Source organism: Aestuariirhabdus sp. LZHN29 (assembly GCF_049985285.1).
GTDB lineage: Bacteria > Pseudomonadota > Gammaproteobacteria > Pseudomonadales > Aestuariirhabdaceae > Aestuariirhabdus.
Window position 1 is genome coordinate 1,132,367 of record NZ_JBNIEU010000001.1, and the last position, 22,783, is coordinate 1,155,149.

General features: G+C 57.5%; 20 protein-coding genes and 1 tRNA gene. 11 read left to right on the forward strand and 10 right to left on the reverse strand.

Going from position 1 to position 22,783, the window contains the following annotated elements:
- Nucleotides 1–50: 50 nt before the first annotated feature.
- The 3 genes from ACP3PW_RS05465 to hslO all read right to left on the reverse strand — a co-directional run bounded on the left by ACP3PW_RS05465 (nt 51) and on the right by hslO (nt 5,097).
- The gene (locus ACP3PW_RS05465; RefSeq protein ID WP_426415663.1) at nt 51–2,372 is read right to left on the reverse strand and encodes a Tex family protein; all 2,322 of its coding nucleotides are present in this window, start codon (nt 2,370–2,372) and stop codon (nt 51–53) included.
- An 81-nt stretch (nt 2,373–2,453) separates the two neighbouring features.
- A complete protein-coding gene (locus ACP3PW_RS05470; protein WP_426415664.1) occupies nt 2,454–4,007 on the reverse strand; it encodes a phosphoenolpyruvate carboxykinase in 1,554 nt (517 codons plus the stop codon).
- A 217-nt stretch (nt 4,008–4,224) separates the two neighbouring features.
- Entirely contained in the window at nt 4,225–5,097 is an 873-nt protein-coding gene (gene hslO / locus ACP3PW_RS05475; protein WP_426415665.1) for an Hsp33 family molecular chaperone HslO, read from the reverse strand.
- A 161-nt stretch (nt 5,098–5,258) separates the two neighbouring features.
- Here hslO and ACP3PW_RS05480 point away from each other — a divergent pair, with 161 nt between their 5' ends.
- Nucleotides 5,259–6,320, forward strand: coding sequence for an efflux RND transporter periplasmic adaptor subunit (locus ACP3PW_RS05480; RefSeq protein WP_426415666.1), 1,062 nt, complete (start codon nt 5,259–5,261; stop codon nt 6,318–6,320).
- Nucleotides 6,321–6,335: 15 nt separating this feature from the next.
- Nucleotides 6,336–9,392: an efflux RND transporter permease subunit gene (locus tag ACP3PW_RS05485; RefSeq protein ID WP_426415667.1), complete on the forward strand. Its 3,057-nt coding sequence runs from the start codon at nt 6,336–6,338 to the stop codon at nt 9,390–9,392.
- Here ACP3PW_RS05485 and ACP3PW_RS05490 read toward each other — a convergent pair whose 3' ends face one another.
- Nucleotides 9,393–9,788 (reverse strand): RNA-binding S4 domain-containing protein, encoded by a 396-nt coding sequence (locus ACP3PW_RS05490; protein WP_426415668.1) that lies wholly within the window; start codon nt 9,786–9,788, stop codon nt 9,393–9,395.
- A gap of 10 nt (nt 9,789–9,798) precedes the next feature.
- Nucleotides 9,799–10,455, reverse strand: coding sequence for a GMP/IMP nucleotidase (gene yrfG / locus ACP3PW_RS05495; RefSeq protein WP_426415669.1), 657 nt, complete (start codon nt 10,453–10,455; stop codon nt 9,799–9,801).
- Between the two features lie 75 nt (nt 10,456–10,530).
- Between yrfG and nudE the strand changes: the two genes are divergently transcribed.
- The 3 genes from nudE (at nt 10,531) to ACP3PW_RS05510 (ending at nt 12,803) form a co-directional block, all read left to right on the forward strand.
- Nucleotides 10,531–11,076, forward strand: coding sequence for an ADP compounds hydrolase NudE (gene nudE / locus ACP3PW_RS05500; RefSeq protein WP_426415670.1), 546 nt, complete (start codon nt 10,531–10,533; stop codon nt 11,074–11,076).
- A 50-nt stretch (nt 11,077–11,126) separates the two neighbouring features.
- Complete coding sequence (cysQ, locus tag ACP3PW_RS05505) at nt 11,127–11,936, forward strand: 3'(2'),5'-bisphosphate nucleotidase CysQ (protein ID WP_426415671.1); 810 nt, start codon at nt 11,127–11,129, stop codon at nt 11,934–11,936.
- A gap of 123 nt (nt 11,937–12,059) precedes the next feature.
- Nucleotides 12,060–12,803, forward strand: coding sequence for a flagellar brake protein (locus ACP3PW_RS05510; protein WP_426415672.1), 744 nt, complete (start codon nt 12,060–12,062; stop codon nt 12,801–12,803).
- Between the two features lie 71 nt (nt 12,804–12,874).
- On the opposite strand, the gene ACP3PW_RS05515 is transcribed toward ACP3PW_RS05510, so the two are convergent.
- A tRNA-Leu gene (locus ACP3PW_RS05515) sits at nt 12,875–12,959 on the reverse strand.
- A gap of 255 nt (nt 12,960–13,214) precedes the next feature.
- Nucleotides 13,215–13,598, reverse strand: a complete 384-nt coding sequence (locus ACP3PW_RS05520; protein ID WP_426415673.1) for a hypothetical protein — start codon at nt 13,596–13,598, stop codon at nt 13,215–13,217.
- A 135-nt stretch (nt 13,599–13,733) separates the two neighbouring features.
- Here ACP3PW_RS05520 and ACP3PW_RS05525 point away from each other — a divergent pair, with 135 nt between their 5' ends.
- A complete protein-coding gene (locus tag ACP3PW_RS05525) occupies nt 13,734–15,404 on the forward strand; it encodes an adenylate/guanylate cyclase domain-containing protein (RefSeq protein ID WP_426415674.1) in 1,671 nt (556 codons plus the stop codon).
- 129 nt (nt 15,405–15,533) lie between these two features.
- Nucleotides 15,534–16,301, forward strand: a complete 768-nt coding sequence (locus ACP3PW_RS05530; RefSeq protein ID WP_426415675.1) for an SDR family NAD(P)-dependent oxidoreductase — start codon at nt 15,534–15,536, stop codon at nt 16,299–16,301.
- Here the strand turns inward: ACP3PW_RS05530 and ACP3PW_RS05535 are convergent.
- Nucleotides 16,298–17,440 carry a MalY/PatB family protein gene (locus ACP3PW_RS05535; RefSeq protein WP_426415676.1) on the reverse strand — a complete coding sequence of 381 codons (1,143 nt, stop codon included), beginning with the start codon at nt 17,438–17,440 and terminating at the stop codon, nt 16,298–16,300. The genes ACP3PW_RS05530 and ACP3PW_RS05535 overlap by 4 nt on opposite strands.
- Nucleotides 17,441–17,601: 161 nt before the next feature.
- Between ACP3PW_RS05535 and ACP3PW_RS05540 the strand changes: the two genes are divergently transcribed.
- The 4 genes from ACP3PW_RS05540 (at nt 17,602) to ACP3PW_RS05555 (ending at nt 19,944) form a co-directional block, all read left to right on the forward strand.
- Nucleotides 17,602–18,357: a substrate-binding periplasmic protein gene (locus ACP3PW_RS05540; protein WP_426415677.1), complete on the forward strand. Its 756-nt coding sequence runs from the start codon at nt 17,602–17,604 to the stop codon at nt 18,355–18,357.
- 110 nt (nt 18,358–18,467) lie between these two features.
- Nucleotides 18,468–18,848, forward strand: a complete 381-nt coding sequence (locus ACP3PW_RS05545) for a Rap1a/Tai family immunity protein (protein ID WP_426415678.1) — start codon at nt 18,468–18,470, stop codon at nt 18,846–18,848.
- Between the two features lie 45 nt (nt 18,849–18,893).
- On the forward strand, nt 18,894–19,349 hold the full coding sequence (locus ACP3PW_RS05550) for a GGDEF domain-containing protein (protein WP_426415679.1): 456 nt from the start codon (nt 18,894–18,896) through the stop codon (nt 19,347–19,349).
- A gap of 40 nt (nt 19,350–19,389) precedes the next feature.
- Nucleotides 19,390–19,944 carry a heme-binding beta-barrel domain-containing protein gene (locus tag ACP3PW_RS05555; protein WP_426415680.1) on the forward strand — a complete coding sequence of 185 codons (555 nt, stop codon included), beginning with the start codon at nt 19,390–19,392 and terminating at the stop codon, nt 19,942–19,944.
- Between the two features lie 62 nt (nt 19,945–20,006).
- Here the strand turns inward: ACP3PW_RS05555 and ACP3PW_RS05560 are convergent, their stop codons facing one another.
- Both ACP3PW_RS05560 and ACP3PW_RS05565 read right to left on the reverse strand, forming a co-directional pair.
- Entirely contained in the window at nt 20,007–21,623 is a 1,617-nt protein-coding gene (locus ACP3PW_RS05560) for a methyl-accepting chemotaxis protein (protein WP_426415681.1), read from the reverse strand.
- A gap of 316 nt (nt 21,624–21,939) precedes the next feature.
- Nucleotides 21,940–22,713, reverse strand: coding sequence for a substrate-binding periplasmic protein (locus ACP3PW_RS05565; protein ID WP_426415682.1), 774 nt, complete (start codon nt 22,711–22,713; stop codon nt 21,940–21,942).
- Nucleotides 22,714–22,783: the final 70 nt, after the last annotated feature.

Consider the following 22,783-nt stretch of genomic DNA (forward strand, 5'->3'; position numbering starts at 1 on the left):
TTGGTTGATGCGCCCATCATACGACCCGGGCGCTTAGGTGCACAGCCCCTTTAACGCTTTTTAAGGCTCTTGGCATTGGCGAACAGCTGAGCGAAGGTGCCATTGCTATCGGTTGCCTGTTTGCCCGCTGTGGGTTGGCGACCCTGGCGTTGGGTGTTGCGCCCTCGCTCGCCGCCGGTTTTACGCTCGCTGCGGGCGCCGACTTCATCATCGAGCCGCATGGAAAGAGCAATTCGCTGCCGAGGCACATCGACCTCCATCACCTTCACCTTAACGATATCCCCTGCTTTGACCACCTCGCGTGGATCCTTGACGAATTGGTGGGAGAGCGCGGAGATATGCACCAGGCCATCCTGGTGAACCCCAATGTCGACAAAGGCGCCGAAGTTGGTGACGTTGGTGACGGTACCCTCAAGTAGCATCGCTTCACGCAGATCGGTAACTTTCTCCACGCCATCGAGCAGTTGTGCCGTTTTAAACTCGGGGCGCGGATCGCGGCCGGGCTTGTCCAGCTCATCGATAATGTCGGTAACCGTTGGTACGCCAAAGCGTTCGTCGGCAAATTCCTTCGCTTTGAGGCTTCGAAGGAAAGGGCTATCGCCGATTAAACCGCGTACCTCTCGGTTGTGCTGCCGCGCAATGCGCTCTACCAGCGGGTAGGTCTCCGGGTGCACCGCGGAGGTGTCGAGAGGATTATCTCCATTGGCAATGCGCAAAAAACCGGCGGCGAGCTCGAAGGTTTTGGCGCCGAAACGGGGAACCTCTTTCAGCGCGGCCCGGTTACGGAAAGAGCCATTTTGGTCGCGGAAATCGACGATGTTATTGGCAAGGGTCTGGTTAAGGCCTGATACCCGTGCCAGCAGAGGAGCGGATGCGGTGTTCACTTCCACCCCTACGGCGTTTACGCAATCTTCAACCACCGCATCGAGGGAGCGTGCCAGCTGGCTTTGGGACACATCGTGCTGGTACTGGCCCACACCGATCGATTTGGGGTCGATCTTTACCAGTTCGGCCAGGGGGTCTTGCAGGCGGCGAGCAATGGATATGGCTCCACGAATGGTGACGTCGAGGTTGGGGAACTCCTGTGATGCAAATTCCGACGCGGAGTAGATAGAGGCGCCGGACTCGTTGACGATCACCTTCTGCACCTTTAGCTGCGGATGGGCCTTGAGCATGTCGCCGACGAACTTGTCGGTTTCCCGGCTTGCGGTGCCATTGCCGATGGCGATCAGCGAGACATCGTGTTTCTTGCACAGGGCTACCAATGTCGCTTCCGCCTCGACGATCTTCTTTTGTGGGGGGGTAGGAAAGATCGCGCCGTGATCCAACACCTTACCCGTGGCATCCACGACGGCTAGCTTGACCCCGGTGCGCAGGCCCGGATCGAGTCCGATGGTGGCTCGCTGTCCGGCCGGGGCGGCGAGTAGGAGGTCTTTGAGGTTACTGGCAAATACTTTGATCGCCTCCACCTCGGCGGCTTCACGTACCTCCCCTAACAGGTCGGTTTCCAGATGAGTGAGCAGTTTGACGCGCCATGTCCAGCGCACCACTTCACGCAACCAGCCGTCTGCCGCGCGACCCTGGTCGCTCACTTGCCAATGTTCGGCCACCATCTGCTCGCAGGGGTGGGTAGCGGTACGGTCGCTTTCGGCCCCCATGGTGAGTGCGATACTGAGGACGCCTTCGTTGCGGCCGCGGAAGATGGCGAGGGCGCGATGTGAAGGGATATTTTTAAGGGGCTCGTCGTGTTCGAAGTAGTCCTGGAACTTGGCGCCCGCTTGCTCTTTTCCGGGCGTCAGTCGTGCACTGACGGTGGCCTCCAGCTTGAGGAACTGGCGCAACTTACCGAGCAGCTCTGCGTCCTCGGAAAAGCGTTCCATCAGAATCTGCTTGGCCCCGTCCAGCGCGGCTTTGGTATCCCCAATGCCGGCATCGCTATTGAGGTAGGCGGTCGCCGTTTGCTCGGGGTCGAGGGTCGGGTCTGCCATCAAGGCGTCGGCCAAAGGCTCAAGACCCGCTTCGCGGGCAATCTGGGCTTTTGTGCGGCGCTTGGGCTTGTAAGGCAGATAGAGGTCTTCGAGCCGGTTTTTAGTATCGGCCGCGTTGATCTCGGCTTCCAGTTGGGGGGTTAGTTTCTCCTGCTCTCCCACACTCTTGAGAATCGCGGCTCGCCGCTCCTCAAGTTCGCGCAGGTAACGCAACCGCTCCTCCAGGGTTCGTAGCTGGGCGTCGTCCAGTTCACCGGTGACCTCCTTACGGTAGCGTGAGATAAAGGGCACGGTCGCGCCCTCATCCAGCAGTTGGACTGCAGCAATAACCTGTTGTGGACGGACGTTGATTTCTTCGGCAATGCGTTGGTGAATGCTTTGCATAGTCGGGGCGAGTTTTCCTGAAAGAGAGGGGCGAGAATCAAAAAAGGGGGCCGAAGCCCCCTTCTTATTGTGGCCGCTGGACTAGAGTTGCGGGCCAGCGCTGACGATCTCCTTAGAGACCTCAAATTTGCTGAAGTTGTCGATAAACTGCTGGGCCAGATCCTTAGCGGTGGCCTCGTAGGCTGCCGCATCAGACCAGGTTACGCTCGGATTCAGTAACTGGCTGTCGACGCCCTCAACCTGCTTGGGCACCTGCAAGTTGAAGATCGGCAGGGTCTCGGTTTCGGCATCGAGTAGGGCACCGCTCTGGATCGCCGAAATGACCGCGCGGGTAGTGGGAATACTGAAACGCTCGCCGCCTTTGCCGTAGGCGCCGCCGGTCCAGCCGGTATTGACCAGATAGACCTGACTCCCAAATTCCACCACACGCTTCATCAGCAGTTCGGCATAAACACCGGCGGGGCGGGGGAAGAAAGGGGCGCCGAAGCAGGTGGAGAAGGTGGACTTGAGCCCGGGGCCTGCGCCCATTTCGGTGGAGCCCACCAGCGCGGTGTAGCCGCTCAGGAAGTGATAGGCAGCGGCTTCCTTGGAAAGAATCGATACGGGCGGCAGTACCCCGGTCATGTCGCAGGTAAGGAACACGATCGCCTTGGGCTCGCCAGCGAGGTTTTCGACCACGCGCTTGTCAACGTGCTCCAGAGGATAGGCGCAGCGGCTGTTCTCGGTCAGGGAGACATCCTTGTAATCGGGCTCGCGAGTGCCGGGGTCGATCATCACGTTTTCAACGATGGCGCCAAAGCGGATCGCATTCCAGATAACCGGCTCGTTTTTCTGACTCAGGTCGATGCACTTTGCGTAGCAGCCTCCTTCGATGTTGAAGACGACCCCCTTGCCCCAGCCATGCTCATCGTCGCCGATCAGGAAGCGGTCTTCATCGGCAGACAGGGTGGTTTTACCCGTACCGGAGAGGCCGAAAAACAGGCAGGTCTGGCCATCTTCACCGACGTTGGCCGAGCAGTGCATCGGCAGTACGTCCTTGGCGGGCAAGAGGAAGTTCTGTACCGAGAACATCGCCTTTTTCATCTCGCCGGCGTAGCGCATTCCCGCTAGCAGCACCTTGCGAGCGGCGAAGTTGATAATGACGGCGCCGTCGCTGTTGGTGCCATCACGCTCGGGATCGCAGACAAAATCGGCGACGTTGAGTATCTCCCAGCCCTCTTTTTGGGCGGGATTGAACGTGTCCGGGCGTACGAAGAGGTTGCGGCCAAACAGGTTTTGCCAGGCCGTAGCGGTGGTCATCTTGACTGGCAAGTAGTGCACCTGGTCGGCACCAACGTGCAACTCCTGCACGAAAGATTCTCGCTCGGCGAGGAAGTTTGTAACACGATCCCACAGGGCATCGAATTTCTCGGCATCAAAAGGGCGGTTGATCGGCCCCCAGTGAATTTGCTCGCTGGTGCTGGGCTCGTCCACGATAAAGCGGTCCTTTGGCGAGCGACCTGTGCGAATGCCGGTCTCAACAACCAGTGATCCGTTGGCGGCCAGCTTGCCTTCACCCCGTGCAAGTGCGCGCTCAACGAGCTGCGCGGCCGTCAGATTAGTATGCGTGGTGTTACCACCAATACCCTGTGTCATATCGAATATTCCTCGTCGACCGGAGTCGATGTATCTGCAAGATTGTGGTCGTTGCGCTCCCTCTGCGGGGATTTTGACTGACCGAACCCAAAATTTAGGGCAGGCAATTATGCCAAAAAAAACGGGTCAGTGCGAAGGGGGATTTGATTGCCCCCAAAAGCGCCGCCAGAGCCCGTAACCACTAGGGCTATAAGGCGAGTGAGTACTTATTTGCAGATCAGTGCAACAGACGGCCTGGGGGGGAGTCGAATAACGCTTGTACCTGATCCTCGGCGAATAGATAGCGGGCACTGCAAAACTGGCAGTCGACTTCGATTACCGACTGTTCGGCTAGCAGCTTACGGACCTCCTGCTCGCCCAGCCCGTAGAGTGCACGGGCGGTGCGCTCCTGGGAGCAGTTGCAGTGAAAGCTGACTTCGCAGGGCTCGAACAGTCGCAGCGACTCTTCGTGGTAGAGGCGGTGAAGTAACTCATCAACCGGCAGTGTCAGCATCTCCTGCCGGGACAGGGTGTTTGCCAACAGCACGATGCGGTTCCAGTCATCGGTGACGGTGGACTCATCGCGCTCTTCGCTGCCAGGTAGTGCCTGCAGCAGGAGGCCAAACGCGGTCTCCCCGTCGGCTTGCAGCCAGAGTCGCGTTGGCAACTGCTCCGATTGCGCAAAATAGTGGCTAAAGCACTCTGCCATGGTATCACCGTCGAAAGGGACGATACCCTGATAGCGCTTACCCTGCTCCGGGTCGATGGTGATCACCAGCTGCCCGTTGGGCATTAGCTCCTGCAGTGGAAGCTCGGCGGGCTGTTGCTCGAATTGAGCGAGCGCCCGGAACTGGCGGTGATGATTGATCTCGACCATCAGCAAACTTACCGGGCCGTCGCTGCGGGCCTGCAGCGTAAGTGTGCCCTCGAATTTGAGGGTGGCGCTCAGCAATACGGCGCAAGCGCTGAGCTCTCCCAGCAGTTGATGCACCGCCGGGGGGTATTCGTGAGCGGCCAGCGCGGACCGGTAACTGTCGTCCAGGCGCACCAACTCACCGCGTATATCGGTGTCGTCGAAGATAAATCGCCGCGTAAGGTCGTGACTGCTCATGAATTACCTATACTGTTGAAGATTCCAAGCTCCTCTATATGGGAGCAGTATAGCGTTTTACAATGCCCCTTAGGCACCGTAGGCATGAATCCGTTTTCCCCGCGTGCCGGGGATGTTCGACACAGAGGAGCCCGGCGGGCAAGTGTTCGCTATGAGCCAGGATGCAGACAGTTACCATGTTACCTTTGATTCTTCGCCTATCGCGCCACCTGCTGGTTGTTTTGATGGCCTGCGGTGCTGCCGGATTGCAGGCACAGCCCAGCGAGGCCGTGAAGAGTATCACCATCGAAACCGCTCCTGTGGTGCGGGAAAAGCGCAGGATTCCGATTCGCACCAGTGGCCGGCTGGCGTACCATGCCGAAACCCGACTCGCCTTTAAAACCAGCGGTCTGGTCACCGAGGTGGCGGTTGACGTGGGGGATTATATCGAAGAGGGACAGGTGCTGGCCGCGCTGGATCTGGAGGAGTTGAACGCTCGGGTGAATTCTGCCGCCTCCAGCGTCGATCAGGCCGCTCGGGACCTGAAACGCCTCAAGGATCTGTTTAATAAAAAGGTGATTCCGTTGCAGCAGCTGGAAAATGCCCAAACTGCTTTGGATGTCGCGCAGTCGTCGCTCAATATCACCCGTTTTAACCGACGCCTGTCGGTGATCAAGGCCCCCTTTACGGGGCGAGTGTTGCAGCGCGAAGTGGAGGTTAATGAGTTGGTTAATTCGGGCACGCCGGTGTTCGTGGTTGCCGGCGAAGAGGAGGGCTGGGTGGTCAAGGTGGGGCTGGCAGATCGGGACGTGGTGCGGGTGCGCCTCGGTGATCGGGCGGAGCTGCGTATGGACCCCTATCCGGGTGAACTGCTAATAGGGACCGTGAGCCGCATCGCGGCAGCGGCAGATCAGGCAACCGGCACCTTCGAGGTAGAGATCAGCTTGCCGGCTGAAGAGCGTGAACTCCGTTCCGGGTTTGTGGTGCGGGTGGACATTCTGCCCAACAGCACCCCCGAGTACACCTTTATCCCTATTGAAGCTCTGGTCGGCGCCAATGGCCGCCTTGGGCTGGTGTTTGCCTACGACCCAAATAGTGGGCGTGTAAGCCGTCGCACGATCGATATGGTGGAGCTGGTGGATACCGAGTTAGCGGTAAGGGCGGGGTTGGAGGGGGTCAAGCGGGTCGTGACCGAGGGGGCACCCTATATGCGCGAGGGTTTGCGTGTGAAACTGGCACAGTAAGCGGGGAGCTCAGGGATGCGAATACCCCAGTTAGCAGTAAGTTACCACCAGTTCACCCTGGTGGTGGTGCTGCTGGGTGTTGTACTGGGTGTGGTGTCACTGTTGACCATGCCTCGCTCGGAAGATCCCCAGGTAACGCTGGCGATGGCCGATGTGATCGCCGCCTACCCGGGCACCACGCCCCAGGATATGGAAAAGCTGGTGGTGGATCCGGTTGAGGAAAAACTCAACAGCCTTGATGACGTTAAGGAGATTAAAACCTTTATTGAGGATGGTCTTAGTGTGACTCATATTGAGTTTCACGACCTCGAGGATCCCGAAGACTACTACGACGATGTGGTGCAGGCGATGGCGCAGGTGCGGGACCAGCTTCCCGATGATCTGTTACGCCTGGAGGCGCTGCGTATATCACCCTCAGACGTCAACATCATGATGGTGGCGCTGCTGTCTGAAACGGCCTCGTACCGCGATCTTAAGCGAATCGCCGAAAACCTAGAAACCCGTTTGGAAGCGAGTCCCGGAGTAAAGCTGGCCGATGTCTGGGCGATCCCGGACCAGCAAGTGCAGATCAGGGCCGATCTTCAAAAAATGGGGCACCTGGGTATCTCCCTCGACAATCTGCTGGTTGCGGTCGAGGCGGCGGCCGTGAATGTGCCGGGAGGCCATGTGGACGCGGGCAATCGCCGCTTTACGGTGCGCACCAGTGGCGATTTTAAAAGCATCGAGGATATTCGCAGCACTACCGTTAAGGCGATCGGCGATCATATCGTGTTTGTGGGCGATATCGCCGAGGTTCGCTTTGCCGATGCGGATCCTACCCATGAAGCCCGGGTTGATGGAAAGCGTGCGGTCCTGATTACGGTCGCCCAGCGTGATGGTACCAACATCTTTAATGTTGTTGAGGGGTTGCGGTCCACTCTGGATCGGTTTCAATCCCAGCTCCCCGATGGGGTGACCACGGCGGTGGTCTTCGACCAGACCGACAGTGTGCAGAAAATGGTCAGCGTACTAACGGGCAACCTGTTACAGGGGCTGGGTTTGGTGGGGGTGGTGGTATTGCTGGTACTGAGCATCAAGCAGAGCCTCGTCGTTGTACTGGCGATCCCAATATCGATGTTGATCGCAATTGGGTGGATCGACGTTGCTGACTTTGGTTTGCAGCAGATGACCATTGCCGGGCTGGTGATTGCGCTGGGTTTGCTGGTGGATAATGCGATCGTTATTACGGAGAACATTGGCCGCTTATTGGAAGAGGGCCAGAAGCCCCTGCAGGCGGCCATCAATGGCACCAGCCAGATGGGGTGGGCGGTAGCCAGCGGCACCGCGACAACCTTGCTGGCGTTTGTACCGATGATGATGCTGGAGGGGCCAACCGGGCAGTTTATCCGGTCACTGCCGGTTGCCGTGATACTGACCCTGATCGCCTCGCTGCTGGTGGCCCTCACCTTTACCCCCCTGCTCTCCAGCCGCCTGTTGCGAAAGCGTAAAGCGTCGGGATTTACCCTCAACCCGATTCATAAGCTGCTCGACTTGAATACCCGTTATCTGTATGGGCCGTTGCTAGCGCTATCGCTACGGTTTCCGTTACTACTGCTGGCCATTGCCTTGGGGATCTTCGCCTACAGCCTCACCTTTTTTGGGGCGGTTGGGGTCAGCCTCTTTCCCAAAGCGGAAAAGCCCCAGTTTATGGTGGATGTGCGCCCCCCCGATGGCACTAGCTACGATCATACTCGGCGCCTCGCGTTGATCGCCGAGCAGCGGTTGGTAAATCTGCCGGAGGTGAGCAGCGTCACGACCAATATTGGGCGAGGTAACCCGCGGGTTTACTATAATCTGCGCCCCAAGCGGGAGACTCCGAACTACGCACAACTGTTCGTACAGTTTCATCAGCACCAGCAGCCTCGCGTCGCGGTCGTGGTTGAGCAGTTGCGTGAAGAGCTGGGCGATGTGCCGGGAGTCGAGTTTGAGGTTAAGGAGTTTTTGCAGGGACCGCCGGTGGATGCCGCCGTGGCGATCTGGATTGTTGGTGATAGCATCGAAACCCTGAAGAGACTCAGTCAGGAGGTCGAGGCGGCTGTTGGTGCAGAGCCCGGAGCGGTGAACATCGATAATCCGACGGGTAATTACAAAACGGATATACAGGTGGGTATTAATCGGGACAAAGCCGGACTCCTGGGGATTCCCCTGGTGACGATCGACCGAACCGTACGCACCTCACTGGTGGGCAGCTCTGTGGGGAATATGCGCGATGACCTGGGTGACGAATACGATATCGTGGTCAAGCTCGCCGATAGCAACAAACCCTCTCTGGACGATTTTGACCGTGTCACGGTGACCGGCGTCAGCGGCGACACGGTTCCATTGCGCCATGTTGCCAGTATGCTGCCTGTGCCGGGCCAGGCCAGTTTCCGCCATCTCAATCTGGAGCGCACTACCCTAGTTACCGCCGACGTGGCGCGGGGTTATCAGGTGGCCGAAGTCACAGCGAACATCGCCGCAAGGCTCGATGGGCTCGAATGGCCGGCGGGTTACGGGTATCGAATCGGTGGTGAGGAGCAGCAACGGGAGGAGTCGTTTGCGGGGATTACCAAAGCCCTGTTGATTGCACTGCTGGGTATTTTTGCCGTGCTGGTGCTGCAATTCCGTTCTTTTTTGCAGCCGCTGATCGTTTTTGCCGCGATACCGTTCGCCATCATCGGGGTGATTTTTTTGCTGTTGCTGACCGGGAATACCTTTTCCTTTATGGCGTTTATCGGCTTCAGTTCCCTGGTGGGGATTGTGGTCAACAACTCCATCATTCTGGTGGATTACGCGAACCAGCTTTGTGCCAGAGGATACTCAGTGCGCGATGCGGCGCTTGAATCGGGCAAAACCCGCCTGGTGCCGATTATGCTGACCACCCTGACAACGGTGGGTGGCTTGCTGCCCCTGACGCTCTCGTCGAGCACCCTCTGGGCTCCGTTGGGATGGACTATTATCGGTGGGCTAATATCCTCTACGGTACTGACACTTTACGTCGTCCCAGTACTGTATAAATTGCTCACCTCTGAGCGGCGCGGACCAGCCCTGTGATTAGCCCTGGTCGTGAAAGTGACGGATGTCGCGGCGCTGTTTTTTGGTCGGGCGTCCTGCCGTGGCCGGGGAGTTACCTCTCAGGGCCTTGCGTTGAGCGGCGTCCTGTTCGCGCTTGCTGATGCTTTGCTCGCTCTCCCGATAGAGAAGTTGCGCCTCCGGGGCTCCGCGCCGCTGCTGGGATATCGCGACGATCTCGACCTCCCGGTCAGCCAGCCCCTGCCGGATCCGCAGCTGATCCCCTATCTTTGGCTCTTTGCCGGGTTTGGTGCGCGCGCCGTCATAATGAACCTTGCCCCCCTCAATGGCTTGCTTGGCGAGAGAGCGGGTCTTGAAAAAACGAGCCGCCCACAGCCATTTGTCGAGACGAGGCTTGGCGTCTGCGGGTTGGGTCATGTTGGGTCGCTTACTCAATGGGAAGTAGCTCGGTGAAATCGTTTACGGCGGCGAACTCTTCGGTGTCTTTGGGGCCTCGTTGGCTATCCGGGTGGCTGATGGCAATCAGCTCGGCGATGCCCCAGCGCTGCCCGCTGCGCAGAACCGGCAGGCTGTCATCGATAAACAGGCAGCGTGCTGGATCGATACCTATGTCGGCTTCGAGCGCGGGCCAGAACTCGGGATGCTCCTTGGCGAATCCATACTGGTGGGAGCTGATCATGCAGTCAAAATACTGGGCGAGGGAGGCTTTCTCGAGTTTCAGGGAGAGGCTCTGCTGGTGGGCGTTGGTGATCATCACAACGCGCTTGTCGGAACGCTGGAGCTGTTGCAGAAAGCGCTCGGCCCCTGGGCGTAAGCTGATCAGGTGAGCCAGTTCGCGCTTCATGGTGAGAAGGTTCAGGTTCAGCTCTGCTTGCCAGTAATTGAGACAATACCACTCAAGCTGGCCCATGCGGTCTTCGAAGCGACAGTATAGCTCCTCCTTTGCCTGATTCAGGGAGAGGTCATACTGCCGCGCATAATGCTCGGGTACGTGTTCCAGCCAGAAACGGTTATCAAAATGGAGATCGAGCAGGGTGCCGTCCATATCGAGCAGCACGGTATCGATGGTTTTCCAGTTAATCATGGCATCAGATTCTGTAAAGCGGTGACGAGGCAGTATACTACGGCGCAATAACGAGTGCAGAATCAGGAGAATATTTTGTCCAAACCCAAAGTGTTAGGTAGCAGGGAGGTCGCCCGCACCCGCCTGTTCCGTATCGAGGAGATGGAGTTACGTTTTAGCAATGGTGTCGAGCGTACCTACGAGCGCCTAGTGGGGTTTAACACCGGGCACGCCGCCGTGATGGTGCTGCCGCTGCTGGACGATGATCATTTTGTGATGATCGAGGAGTACGCGGCAGGCACTGAAGACTACCAGCTCACTTTGCCCAAGGGGCTGGTTGAACCCGGCGAGGCGTTGTTCGATGGAGCGAATCGGGAGCTGATGGAGGAGGCCGGCTACGGGGCAAAAAAACTGGAGTTGCTGACGGAGCTAACCCTGTCCCCGAACTATATGACCCATCGCATGAACGTCGTGGTGGCGCGGGATCTGTATGAAAAACGCCTGCAGGGCGATGAACCCGAACCCCTCGGTGTGCATATCTTTAATTTTGACCAGTTGCCCGAGCTGGTGCAGCGCCCAGAGTTTACCGAAGCGCGTGCTATGGTTGCTCTCTATATGGTCAGGGATCTGTTACGCAAGTAATCAGCGCTAGCGCTGCGAGCGCCCCAAATAACTTTTTGATGGATGTAGATATGAATACAGCAGAACTACTGTCAGCCGTGCGCCAGATCGCGATGGATGCAGGCGAGGCGATAATGCAGGTATACCAGCGGGAAGATCTTGGGGTGCAAACCAAGCAGGATGATTCGCCCCTGACCGAGGCTGACCTGGCAGCGCACCGGATTATCGTGGAGGGCTTGTCATCACTGCTGGCCGATACGCCGATCCTGTCGGAAGAGGACGCAAACATACCCTGGGAGCAGCGTCAGCAATGGCAGCGTTACTGGCTGGTGGACCCCCTCGATGGCACCAAGGAGTTTATTCACCGTAATGGCGAGTTCACGGTCAATATTGCACTGGTAGAGGATCAGCGTGCGATATTGGGGGTCGTTTATGTGCCGCCGACCCGGGTGTGTTACAGCGGTGTATCGGGTGAGGGCGCGAGCGTAGAGCGCGACGGGGTGATCACCCCCATACGAGCACGGCCTTTCGAACCCGGCAAATCGATTGTCGCGGTGGCCAGCCGCCGCCATCGGGGGGAGGATCTCCAGCACTGCCTCGACCGGCTAGCCACCCTGGGTACATTAACCGATACCAGTATGGGAAGTTCGCTAAAGTTGTGCCTGGTGGCGGAGGGTGAGGCGGATATATACCCGCGCCTGGCCCCGACCTGCGAATGGGATACGGCGGCGGCGCAGGCGGTGGTCGAAGCCGCGGGAGGCGCAGTGCTGGACGTCGATTTTAAACCGTTGCGTTACAACACCAAGGAGGCGCTGCTCAACCCCTGGTTTTACGTGGTTGGGGACCCCGCCGTTGATTGGCAACAAACCCTGCGGTCATAGTTGGTGCTCAAGGGAAGGCCTCCTGCGCCGATAACTATTCAGGGTGCGGGGGATCGGCTACCCTTATGACAACGCACGCCTTGTAGGGCAAGGGCATAAGAAAAACAACAGGAACAGTTTGGGATGCTCGATTGGTTATTAAAGCGGGGCCAGGATAGCGAGGCGAAGCAGCAGCGCGAGGAGGGCCGTGCGCTACTTAAACGACTGAGCCTACAGCACACCTTTATTGAAGTGACCCTCGAAGGCAGTGATCGCCTCTATCGCAGCCTGGTGCTGGCGGTAGAAGAGCAAAGTATCCTGATCGATGAGTTGTTCCCGGGCAGCGACGAATTACGCTTGAGTAAAGGGCGTCGCTTTGATATCGATTGCAGTGAAGGCGGCTATAACATCAGCTTTTCCTCCACCTTGATCAGTGAGGAACAAAATGATGGCATCCCCGTTTATCGACTGACGGTGCCCGACTATGTTGAGCACCATCAGCGCCGATCCGCGTTTAGGGTTAAAGTGCCCGCGGCATCGCGGATGACGGTGGTATTAAGCGGTTACGGTAGTACGTCGGTGAGTGGCGTTATCGTGGATATCTCCTCCAGTGGGGTGAGGGTCCATGTAGGCGGTTCGCGTCATGAGGGTCTGGATGCGGGTACGCTGGTTCCGGACGCGCGATTTACCCTCGAGGATGAACGCATCAAATGCCAGCTTCGCATCTGCAATAGCGCGTTCGCCCGCAGGCCTTACACCCACACGGTGCTCGGTTGTGAGCTGGTAGGGGTCGATTCGGTAACGCAGGCCAAACTGGATCGTTACATCGCATCACTGCAACGTGAGCAGCGACGCCATCACAGCCAGCAGGCGCTTGATCTGGAGTAGCGGGTAGATTAAAAGTGAAACAGGGAGATACGAAAAAGGGGAACCGCGATGCGATTCCCCTTTTCTTTGTATGGTGCCGAAGGGGAGACTCGAACTCCCACACCCGAAGATACAGCGACCTGAACACTGCGTGTCTACCAATTCCACCACTTCGGCAAGTGGGCGCAATTATATAGAGGCTTATTGTACTGTCAACCCCTCATGGGAGGGTCGATTGCAAAATAAGCGGGATGTCGATTTGCGGTTTAAGGTGGCCCAAACGCCTCGGTTTCTGCGTTTATCGAGTGACCTGATCAAGCAGCGATCGAGGTTGTGTTGATCCTGCACGGAGTCGGGTAGCGGCAACCCTCTTAGCTTCCGGTTACGAGCGCCCGGTGGATTTCGATTGCGTCGGCAATCGGCGCATGTCGATCAAGGATGCTGTTCTATCGCGGGGGGGAGCGGTACCGAGAGATAGCCATGGCGGTAGAGCCCGCTCTGGGTCACGACGCTGAACAGCAGCCAAGCGTTCAGTACGAGAATAGCGGCTTTCACCCCCCAGCCTGCGGGCTTCGCTTGTCCGCTATCGTTGGAGAAGATCCCCGTCAGCATCAGGTAAAAGCCGATCAACGGGCTGACGGAAAATGATGCCAGCAAGGCGACATATTTGTTACGGTGCAGGGGAACAGATTTATAGCTATCGTAGTGAACGGGTCGTAGCAAGCCGCTGAAGCTGAGCGGGGGGTTCTCCACGGGGGGCTGCTGAGACGCGCCCTCCTCGGGTGGAGGAGTCGTTTCGGGGCGTTGCTGATTCATGGGCTACTCCTTGCGTTTTAATTCGCGTACCGGTCCAATGTCTTCATACTAATGCTTTCGTGGTGACCGCGGGTAGTCGTAGATACCGCTATGGTGACAGGGTATTCCGCAGCGGTGCGGACAGGGAGTGGGGCGATGGTAGAAAGAAGTCTCAGGTTAGGTTCGGCGCTGGTTGTCGCCCTTTTTGTCACCCTGCATCTGGTCAACCATAGTCTGGGGCTCGTGAGCCTGCAGGCGATGGAGTCATTGCGCACTATTTTGGCCGCATTCTGGCACAGTTGGCCACTGTTGATTTTGCTCTATGGCGCCCTGTTAACCCACTTTCTACTGGCATTCGTCGCCTTTTGCCGTCGCACCACCTGGAATATGCCCTGGTGGCAGATTCTCCAGTATCTGCTTGGTTTGTGCGTTCCCCTACTGCTGATTCCCCATGTGGTCGGTGGGCGGCTGATACCTGCCCTGTTGCCAACGGTGGAGGGTGGCTATCAGTGGGCGCTGGAGACGATGGGGAATGCCGACGGACTGATGTTGAAGCAGACGCTTCTATTGCTGATCGTGTGGAGCCATTTGGCGGTGGGTTTACACTATTGGTTACGAGTCCGGGCAGGCTATCGTCGCACGATAGTTCTGTGGCAACTGCTCGCTTTGTTGTTGCCGACGCTGGCGTTATCGGGGTTTTATCGTGCTGTCGCCGATGTTGGCTGGGTCGATTTGGGAGCGCGCTGGGAGAGGGTGTCGGCCGGGTACGCGGAACCCCTCATATGGGTTGATAGAGTAAAAGAGGGGTTGGAAACACTATTTTTTGGGTTGCTATTGGGGGTGGTGCTGTACCATCTGGTGCGCGTCTACCTGCACAGCAAGCGCACGAGCATCCAGGTTGATCACCCCCAGCGTGGAACCCTAAGGGCAGCGCCGGGCATGACCCTGCTGGAACTGCTGCGCCAGCATCGCGTGCCGCACTCGTCGGTGTGCGGCGGACGGGGTCGTTGCACGACATGCCGGGTGCGAATCCGCACCGGTGGGCAGAGCCTACCGGCTAGATCCGCCGCCGAACACCGGGTACTGGAAAGTATCGGTGCGGGTGAGGATGTACGCCTGGCCTGCCAGTTGCGTGTCACGGAGTCCCTTAGCATCGAACCCCTGTTGAAGCCCGGTGGCGGGTTGCACCAGATGAATCGTCCCGGTGGTGTGGCCGGGTTTGAAAAGAGTGTGGTGGTGCTGTTTGCTGACCTGCGAGGCTCCACGGCGCTGGGGGAGCAGCGCTTGCCCTACGATGTGGTCTTTATCCTCAACCAATTCTTTGCCGAGCTAGCCGAGGCGTTGGAGCAAACGGGGGGGCACTATGCCCAGTTCAATGGCGATGGGTTGATGGCGCTATATGGTGTGGAGGGAGACTACGGACAGGCTTGCCGTGCCGGTTTGCGCGGCGCCCTCGCGATGCAGGCGGGGCTGGATAGCCTCAACCAGAAACTTGCCGATGAACTCCCGCACCCCCTAAAGATGGGGTTAGGGTTGCACTGCGGGGACGCCATCGTCGGCACGATGGGCCCCCCCGCTTCACCGATTCTGTCGGCGGTTGGGGATACAGTAAACAGCGCCGCGAGACTGGAACAATCCTGCAAGCAACTGGGTAAGACGCTGGTGGTCTCTGTGGAGCTATTACGCCAGGCAGAGGTGACCATGGCAGACGAACAGGAGTGCGTCCTGCCCCTGCGCGGAAGAGAGCAGGAGCTGGCCGTCGTGGGATTGTCCCCGGAAGATAACGGATGGGGCGAACTCCAGCGCCAGCTCGAAAGCTATCGCTGATCTATTCAGCAGACTGATAGAGCACCATTTCCCTGCTTACTGCTCGTAGGCGAAGCCCTCGCGATTGACTACATTCGGCTCAATGTGGTCTCGCCTCAGCGAGAAAACGTCCTACAGGAGGAGGTGAATGTGACGCAGTTTAATGGAAAAGTCGTACTGATTACCGGCGCGGGTAATGGCATCGGGCGTGAAGCGGCGCAACAGTTTGCGGCCCGTGGTGCCAGGTTGGCAATCAGTGATATTGATGAGCAGGCGCTGGAGTCCTGTGCACAGCGGCTGCGTTCTGGCGGCACCGAAGTGGTGTCGATGACTTGCGATGTCAGCGATTCAGGCCAGGTGCAGCGCTTTGTGCGTGAGACCGTCTCTCATTTCGGTCGTCTCGATATCGCCGTTAATAATGCCGGCGTGGAACTCAGTCATGCCAAACTGGCTGATGTGACCCTGGAAGCGTTCGATACCACCATGGCGATCAACGTACGGGGAGTTTTTCTCTGCATGCAGCAGCAGATCCCGCAGATGGTCGCCCAGGGAGGCGGGGCTATTCTTAATCTATCTTCCGTTGCCGGTTTGGGGGGGGCACCGACCATGTCCCATTACGCGGCGAGCAAACACGCGGTGATCGGGTTGACTAAGTCGGCTGCCGCCGAGTATGGCAAGGATAACGTCCGTATCAACGCGCTTTGCCCCTTTATTACTCGCACCGATATGCTTGAGCGCACCCTCGACCTGATGCCCGACCGAGAGCAGGCGTTGGTACGACTTACGGCACCGGCACCCCTGCGTCGAGCCGCCAGTGTGGAGGAGGTCGTTGCGGCCTTGTTGATGGTCTGTGACCCCCACAACAGCTTTATGACCGGCGCCGAAATCAAGGTGGATGGCGGCTTTACGGCGGTTTAGCCTCGTTGGGCCAGCGCCTGGCGAATGCGGGATACCGCCTCCTCTAACGTCGCCCGTGGGCAGCCGAAATTCAGGCGCATAAATTTCGAATCCCCAAAGTCTGCTCCCGGTGACAGGCCAACTCCGGCGTGTTCAAAAAAACCTCCAGGGTCTGTTAGCTCCAGCCCGGAGATATCGATCCAGGCAAGGTAGGTTGCCTCGAACGGGTGCAGGTGCATACCCGGGATGCGGTTGATCTCCTCAATCAGGTAATCCCTGTTGCCACGCAGGTAGTCGAGCTGCTGCATGCTCCATTGTTCACTATCACGATAGGCAGCCAGTGCGGCGGTTAGGCCCAGCAGGTTGACCTCGGGCACAATACCTTGCATCACCCGGCGGAAGTGGTTGCGCAAGCTGGCGTCAGGAATGATTGCGAAAGCGCAGGCGAGTCCGGCGATATTGTAGGTTTTACTGGGGGCCATCAGGGTGATGGTGCGCTTTGCCAGCTTGCTATCCAGTGACGCCACCGGAATGTGTTGAATCTCGGGGTCTAAAATCAGGTCGCAGTGGATCTCATCACTGCACAGAATCAGGTCGTGGCGTTCGCAGATCTCCAGTAAACGCTGTAGCTCCTCCTTGCGGTAACAGGTGCCGCCCGGGTTGTGTGGGTTGCAAAAAAGCAGCAGCTTGCAAGCCGGGGTGATCGCCTCTTCGAGGGCATCGAGGTCCATCACCCAACGCGTGCCCTGAAGTACCATCGGTATGGTCGTTGACTGGCGCTCAGACAGGGTGGGTGCCGACATGAACGGTGGATAGACCGGCTTGGGGCTAAGCACAGCACTACCGGAGTGGCCGGTTGCACGACACGCAATGTTGAGTCCGCTCACCATACCGGGCATCCATACCAGCCAGTCGGGCTGGATGGGCCATTGGTAGCGTTTCTGGAGTCGGGTCTGCACAGTATCGACCAGCTCTTTCGAGACCAGGGTGTAGCCAAAAACGCCGTGCTCAATGCGTTGGTGCAGCGCCTCAATAATGGCAGGGGATGCCATGAAATCGGTATCGGCGACCCAGAGAGGAAGAATATCCTGTGTCCGGTATTTATCCCATTTGAGGCTATGGGTGCTGCGCCGGTCGACCGGGCGGTCAAAATCACTCATGCAGAATTTCCCTAATCGTGTGGAGCGGTTGTGCGACAAACACAGTCGGAGGGCTATGGTAATCCGTTGTGCGGTTTCCGGCTAGCGGCAGTCGAACCCACGGGGCGGCTTTTTTGTGCTTGAATTGGATCATCGCAAGCGTCATTGCCATGGAGATGTGTATGTACCGCAGAGGGTTCTATGGAGGGGGATGGATCGCTTTACTGTGGTCGTTGTTGTACGCCGGGAATTGTGTGTCAGCGGAGGTGACGCTGGGGGTGCGCACGAGCATTGCTCCCTGGGCTATTGAGGCAAGCGACAGGGGTATCGAGCTAGATATTGTGCGCCAGGCGCTGGCCTATCGGGGGCACAGCCTGAAACCGGTGTACCTGCCGTTCACCCGTTTGAAGCAACAGTTGGAAACCGGTGCAATCGACGGAGTATTGCTATCTATTGAATCATTGGGGCTCGAGGGCGTTTACTGGTCGGACTCACATGTCGTGTTCCAGAATGTGGCGGTCACGCTGGCCGAGCATGGTTTCGAGCTGGGAAACGTAGAGAGTCTTGCCAGCCGCAGTCTCTCCATTGTGGCGTTTCCCAATGCCCGGGTGTTGTTGGGACCAGCATTCAGTAACGCAGTCGATGAGGCCGACACCTATCAGGAGATCACCAACCAGTTTTCCCAGGTCAGGATGCTGTACCGAAAAAGGGTTGAGCTGATTGTGCTCGAACGCAGCATCTTCGAGTATTACAGTCAGCAGGCGCGGCGGGCGGGAGATACGCTATCAGAGGTGACTATCTACCCTCTCTTTAAGCCCATTCACTACAAGGTCTCGTTCCGCTACCCCGGGATACGGGATGATTTCAATGCGGGTCTGCAAGCCCTGCGCGATAGTGGCCATTACCAGAAAATCGTCGATAGCTACCTAAAGCCTTAGGCCAGAGTGTAAATGGAGCCGTAACTTCCCGTGTTATCGCTGTTGCCGCCTGCGGGTTACGGGTAAGGTAGGAGGGGTTCATTGGGCCATGTAACGCGGAGAGAGTAGGTATGAAAGTAGGGCTCGCCTTATCTGTTTTGGCGCTAGGGTTCTCGTGGCCGCTGCTGGCGAAAGAGCTTGAAAGTGAAACGTTTTTTCCTCAGCAGATGGATGCAGGTCAGTTATTGATGCAGTGTTCGTCGAGTTCCATGACCCCCTCCGGAAGGAAGCGCCAGCGTTATTGCGATGGTTTCGTCAGCGGCGTTGAGGAGACCCTGCGCCTGGCGGATCAACGGCACAACAAGACAACCCTGTGTGTGAAGGCGGGGGTCAAGGCCCGAGAGTTAAGCAAAGCTTATGTAAGCTACGCCAATAGCCATAAAACGGATTTGGAAAAACCCGCAGCGGCTGTAGTGATGGATGCGTTGAACGCTTCCTTTCCCTGCCCCTGATAATGAGGTGACCGGCATTAGCAATCGGCGCAGTTTTTTTTCCGGGTGTCGGAGCAATTACAGTCCGCTCAGCGTCATAATCAAGATGGTGTCATGCTCTGTTTCGATATCGACCATTTTAAACGCATCAATGATACCTATGGTCACGGCTGCGGTGACGCCGTGCTGCGGGAACTGCCCACACTGATCTCCGACTGTGTTCGCCCCTATGACCTGTTCGGGCGTATCGGAGGCGAGGAGTTTGCGGTCTATATTGGGGATGCCGACCCTGTCTATGGATTGACTATCGCCGAGCGCATATTGCACCGCATTGAAGCCCACGATTTTGGTCCGCCATCGGTGGACCCTGTGGTGACGGTGTCTATCGGGATGGCGCAAACAGAGGGAAAATATGACCTCGAACAGTTGATGCACGACGCAGATGTGGCACTCTACCGGGCGAAGAGTTGTGGACGAAACTGTGTCTGTATCTCGGGCCAGGCGTGCCGGGATCCGGACTAATAGCCTGGCCCAGAGCCAGCATGTTTTTAAGGAGTGGTGGATGAGTATACCGATAGCCGAGGTGAACTATGGTCCCCTGGCCCCGCTGCTGGGCGTCTGGCGGGGAGATTGCGGAATGGATCGGTCTCCCGAGCCCGATGGCGTCGAGCAGAACCCCTATTATGAAACCCTGGTGTTTGAAGCGGCGGGTTCGACCAGCAATGCCGAGGAGCAAGAGCTGGTGGCACTACGCTACCATCTGCAGGTGAACCGCAAGGGTGATGATAAAGCGATCCATAACGAAACCGGTTACTGGATGTGGGAGTCGGCCACGGGGCTGGTGATGTTGTCGTTTTGCATACCACGGGGCTTAAGTGTGCTGGCCGGAGGCGCGCTCAACGAGGAGGGCTCCTTCGAGGTGCGAGCGGCGCAGGATGATCCTCAGTGGGGTATTGTGCAATCGCCCTTTATGCAGCAGAAAGCCACCACAACCGCCTTCGAACGCAGTCTTCGTCTCGATGGATATGAGCTGGTTTACGAGCAGACGATGTTGCTGGATATTTACGGTTCGAACTTTGAGCATACCGATAGCAATCGACTGCAGCGCTGCACCTGATTGTTCCGTTGAAATTAAAAAGGCACCCGAAGGTGCCTTTTTAATCTGGGGTGCGGGCGCTCCTAGAGCTTAAAGCTCTTCACCACCCGATCCAGCTCACGGAAGCGTTCCAGCAGCTCCTCGGCCGCATGGGCCGACTGCTGTGCTTGTTGCAGGGTGCCGTCGGAGACCTCCCGGATCTGGTGGATGTTGCGACTCACATCGCTGCTGACTGCGCACTGCTCCTCCGCTGCCGTCGCCACCTGGTCGTTGAGCAGATTGATCTCCGATACCTTGGTGGTGATCTGGTGCAGCGCCTGAACCGTCTGGGCCACCTTATCGACACTACTGTCGGCTTTCGAGCTGGCCTGATTCATGTAGTTAACCAGTGAATCGGATTCACTCTGCAGCTGCTGAATCATCGACTCGATCTCATCGGTGCTTGAGTGGGTGCGCTGGGACAGGGTGCGCACCTCGTCGGCCACGACCGCAAATCCTCGTCCGGACTCCCCCGCCCGCGCGGCTTCAATAGCTGCGTTCAAGGCTAGCAAGTTGGTTTGTTCGGCGATGGTCTTGATCACGACCAGCACCGAACCCACGTTGTTGCAGCGCTCACCCAGGTTGCGGGAGACATCTTCGAGCTTGCCGAGAACCTGCTGCAGGTCGTTGATCTCTGCGGTGGCAACGGTAGAGAGCCGGTCAGCTTCGCCGGCGGCTTCATCTGCTTCGTTGGAGTTTTGGGCGGTTTGCTCGGCGCTGCGTTGCAGCTCCTGGGAGGTTGCCTCCATCTCTTCGATCGCAGCGGCGACGACTTCGGTATCCTGATGCTCGCGATTGGTGGCTTCCTGCGTGGCTTGGGCCAGTTCCGCGATCTGGGTTGAGGCACCGCTGATATGGGTGGTGGCATCGGCCACTTTGCTGAGACTGGAGTGGAACGCTTCCAGCATGCGGTTCATGGAGTGACTGAGACTGCCCAGCTGGTCGGTGCTGCGGTAGCTGATGCGTTTGACCAGGTCAAAGTTGTCGGTAATCTCCTGCAGCTCCTGGTCCATCTGCTCTACGGGTTGGGTCACGCTGCGTCGTGCAAACCAGACCAGTGCAGCGAAGGAGAGAATAAAGATAAGTACCTGTACCAATGTGGTTTCGGTAACACTGCTGGCGATATGGTCGTTGACGGCGGTGAGGTCATAACTGATACGGACCGCCCCGAGAATTTCGCCAATTTTTGCACCATCCTCCTCGTGGCAGGACATGCAGAAGCTGCCACGGTACTCCTCCAGTGCGGGTACAGGACGGATATGGGTGAAAACTTCGTTGCCATCGACGATGCTGATTTCGTTGATGGTCTCCCCCGCCATGGCGCGCCGGTCGAGATCGTCAACGACTTTTTGGTCAGGGTTGCCCTGCCCATATTTTTCATTGATACGGTCGGCGCGGATCATGCGCGCTTCGACGATACCCTCCTCGGCCATGAGCTTTTCCTGCACGATTTCGCGCAGCCCCATCTCGCCCAAATCCATCAGGATATTGATTTGATCGATATAGGAGTTGGCTGCAACCTGTACTTTCTCGGCCGCGAGGTCGTGTCCCAGCCGGCTTTGCCCGCTTTGGGTTTGGTAAATGGCGGTGCCCAGAATGATCAGGAAGATCACCAGTAAGGGCGCAAAAATTTTGGCTTGAAGGCTTTGATGTAACTTCATGGCGGTCCCTGCGAATTACGTTATGGTGCACGGGGAGATGGTTAGTCCCACTCTAGGCACCTTTCCCCTGCGAGGATATAAGTAGATTTACGGCCGTTGTTGCGCAAACTTCAATGTTTATATCTCCAGCGCTTTATTATCCGCTAATCGAATAAAACCCGGTGTTGATCTGCCGCAATACCGAGCCCTGAGCTTTATCCCGCCGAGTTTATCAGCAATTACCCCATACCGTCTGTTTTGTGCCCGTGCAGGGGCGAGCCATTGGGGGGCGGCCCTCCCTAGGCGTTGGCGATTGGGAGTAGCTCAGGACTATTGTTTACGGTTGGCCGGCATGACGCTCGATAATCGCGGGGATATCGCCCCCCTCGTAACCACGACGAAGCGCTTTGTTGAACCGTTCCAGCAAGGCGGGGTCGTAGCTTCCCTTGAGCACGCCCAGATAGTTGGGGTCGCGCCGAAAGGGTCGGTCCAGGGGAACAAACAGGTGACGGTTTTGCCAGAGCTGGGGATCTTCGCGTAGGGAGTTCATTAAGCCGGCGGCGCCCGACCCGATTAGCGCAATGTCGCTGCGACCGTAGAATAGGAGCTTGAGTCGATGAGTCGCGTTGTTGTCCTCGATCAGGGTGAATTTTCTCTGCTGGCGGGCGAGGTCAAACTGATCGCCATAGGAGCCATCACGTACCGCGCCAACACGCTTGCCGTAGAGGGATTCGATTCCTGTGTAGGAGAATTCGTTGCCTTTCATCACCACCAGCAATATATCTTCGTTATAGATCACCTCGGAGTAATCGTAGCGTTGCAATCGCTCCTCGTTTTTGGAGAAACCGACAATGGCGCCGGTGCCGCGTTCTGCCATCAGGTAGGCCCGGGCCCAGGGGTAGAGCAGGTACTGGTAGCTATCCCCGGTCTCGCGCTGAACATAATCAAGGATGTCGATCAGTACGCCTTTAGGTGTTTCCTCTTCAAGGTAAATTTTAGGGTTTTCGGTGGCGTCTCCGATGATAATCCAGTTGTCGGCGCTCAGGGTTGTCGATACCACCAGGCAGATACCAACCGCTAGCGCTCGTATCAAAGATGCAACTGTTTCCATGGACGGTTTTTCACCTGCCTGCGGCGTTGGTCGTAGTACTAATCATAGGCAAGATATGGCGGACTAACCA

Bases quoted from the DNA above. Each gene is read 5' to 3' on its own strand.
- cysQ (WP_426415671.1), top strand. From the start codon at position 11,127: ATGAATACAGCAGAACTACTGTCAGCCGTGCGCCAGATCGCGATGGAT.
- ACP3PW_RS05540 (WP_426415677.1), top strand. From the start codon at position 17,602: ATGTACCGCAGAGGGTTCTATGGAGGGGGATGGATCGCTTTACTGTGG.
- ACP3PW_RS05485 (WP_426415667.1), top strand. From the start codon at position 6,336: ATGCGAATACCCCAGTTAGCAGTAAGTTACCACCAGTTCACCCTGGTG.
- ACP3PW_RS05545 (WP_426415678.1), top strand. From the start codon at position 18,468: ATGAAAGTAGGGCTCGCCTTATCTGTTTTGGCGCTAGGGTTCTCGTGG.
- ACP3PW_RS05470 (WP_426415664.1), bottom strand. From the start codon at position 4,007: ATGACACAGGGTATTGGTGGTAACACCACGCATACTAATCTGACGGCC.
- hslO (WP_426415665.1), bottom strand. From the start codon at position 5,097: ATGAGCAGTCACGACCTTACGCGGCGATTTATCTTCGACGACACCGAT.
- ACP3PW_RS05565 (WP_426415682.1), bottom strand. From the start codon at position 22,713: ATGGAAACAGTTGCATCTTTGATACGAGCGCTAGCGGTTGGTATCTGC.
- ACP3PW_RS05510 (WP_426415672.1), top strand. From the start codon at position 12,060: ATGCTCGATTGGTTATTAAAGCGGGGCCAGGATAGCGAGGCGAAGCAG.
- ACP3PW_RS05555 (WP_426415680.1), top strand. From the start codon at position 19,390: ATGAGTATACCGATAGCCGAGGTGAACTATGGTCCCCTGGCCCCGCTG.
- ACP3PW_RS05465 (WP_426415663.1), bottom strand. From the start codon at position 2,372: ATGCAAAGCATTCACCAACGCATTGCCGAAGAAATCAACGTCCGTCCA.
- ACP3PW_RS05520 (WP_426415673.1), bottom strand. From the start codon at position 13,598: ATGAATCAGCAACGCCCCGAAACGACTCCTCCACCCGAGGAGGGCGCG.
- ACP3PW_RS05480 (WP_426415666.1), top strand. From the start codon at position 5,259: ATGCAGACAGTTACCATGTTACCTTTGATTCTTCGCCTATCGCGCCAC.
- ACP3PW_RS05535 (WP_426415676.1), bottom strand. From the start codon at position 17,440: ATGAGTGATTTTGACCGCCCGGTCGACCGGCGCAGCACCCATAGCCTC.
- ACP3PW_RS05525 (WP_426415674.1), top strand. From the start codon at position 13,734: ATGGTAGAAAGAAGTCTCAGGTTAGGTTCGGCGCTGGTTGTCGCCCTT.
- yrfG (WP_426415669.1), bottom strand. From the start codon at position 10,455: ATGATTAACTGGAAAACCATCGATACCGTGCTGCTCGATATGGACGGC.
- ACP3PW_RS05560 (WP_426415681.1), bottom strand. From the start codon at position 21,623: ATGAAGTTACATCAAAGCCTTCAAGCCAAAATTTTTGCGCCCTTACTG.
- ACP3PW_RS05490 (WP_426415668.1), bottom strand. From the start codon at position 9,788: ATGACCCAACCCGCAGACGCCAAGCCTCGTCTCGACAAATGGCTGTGG.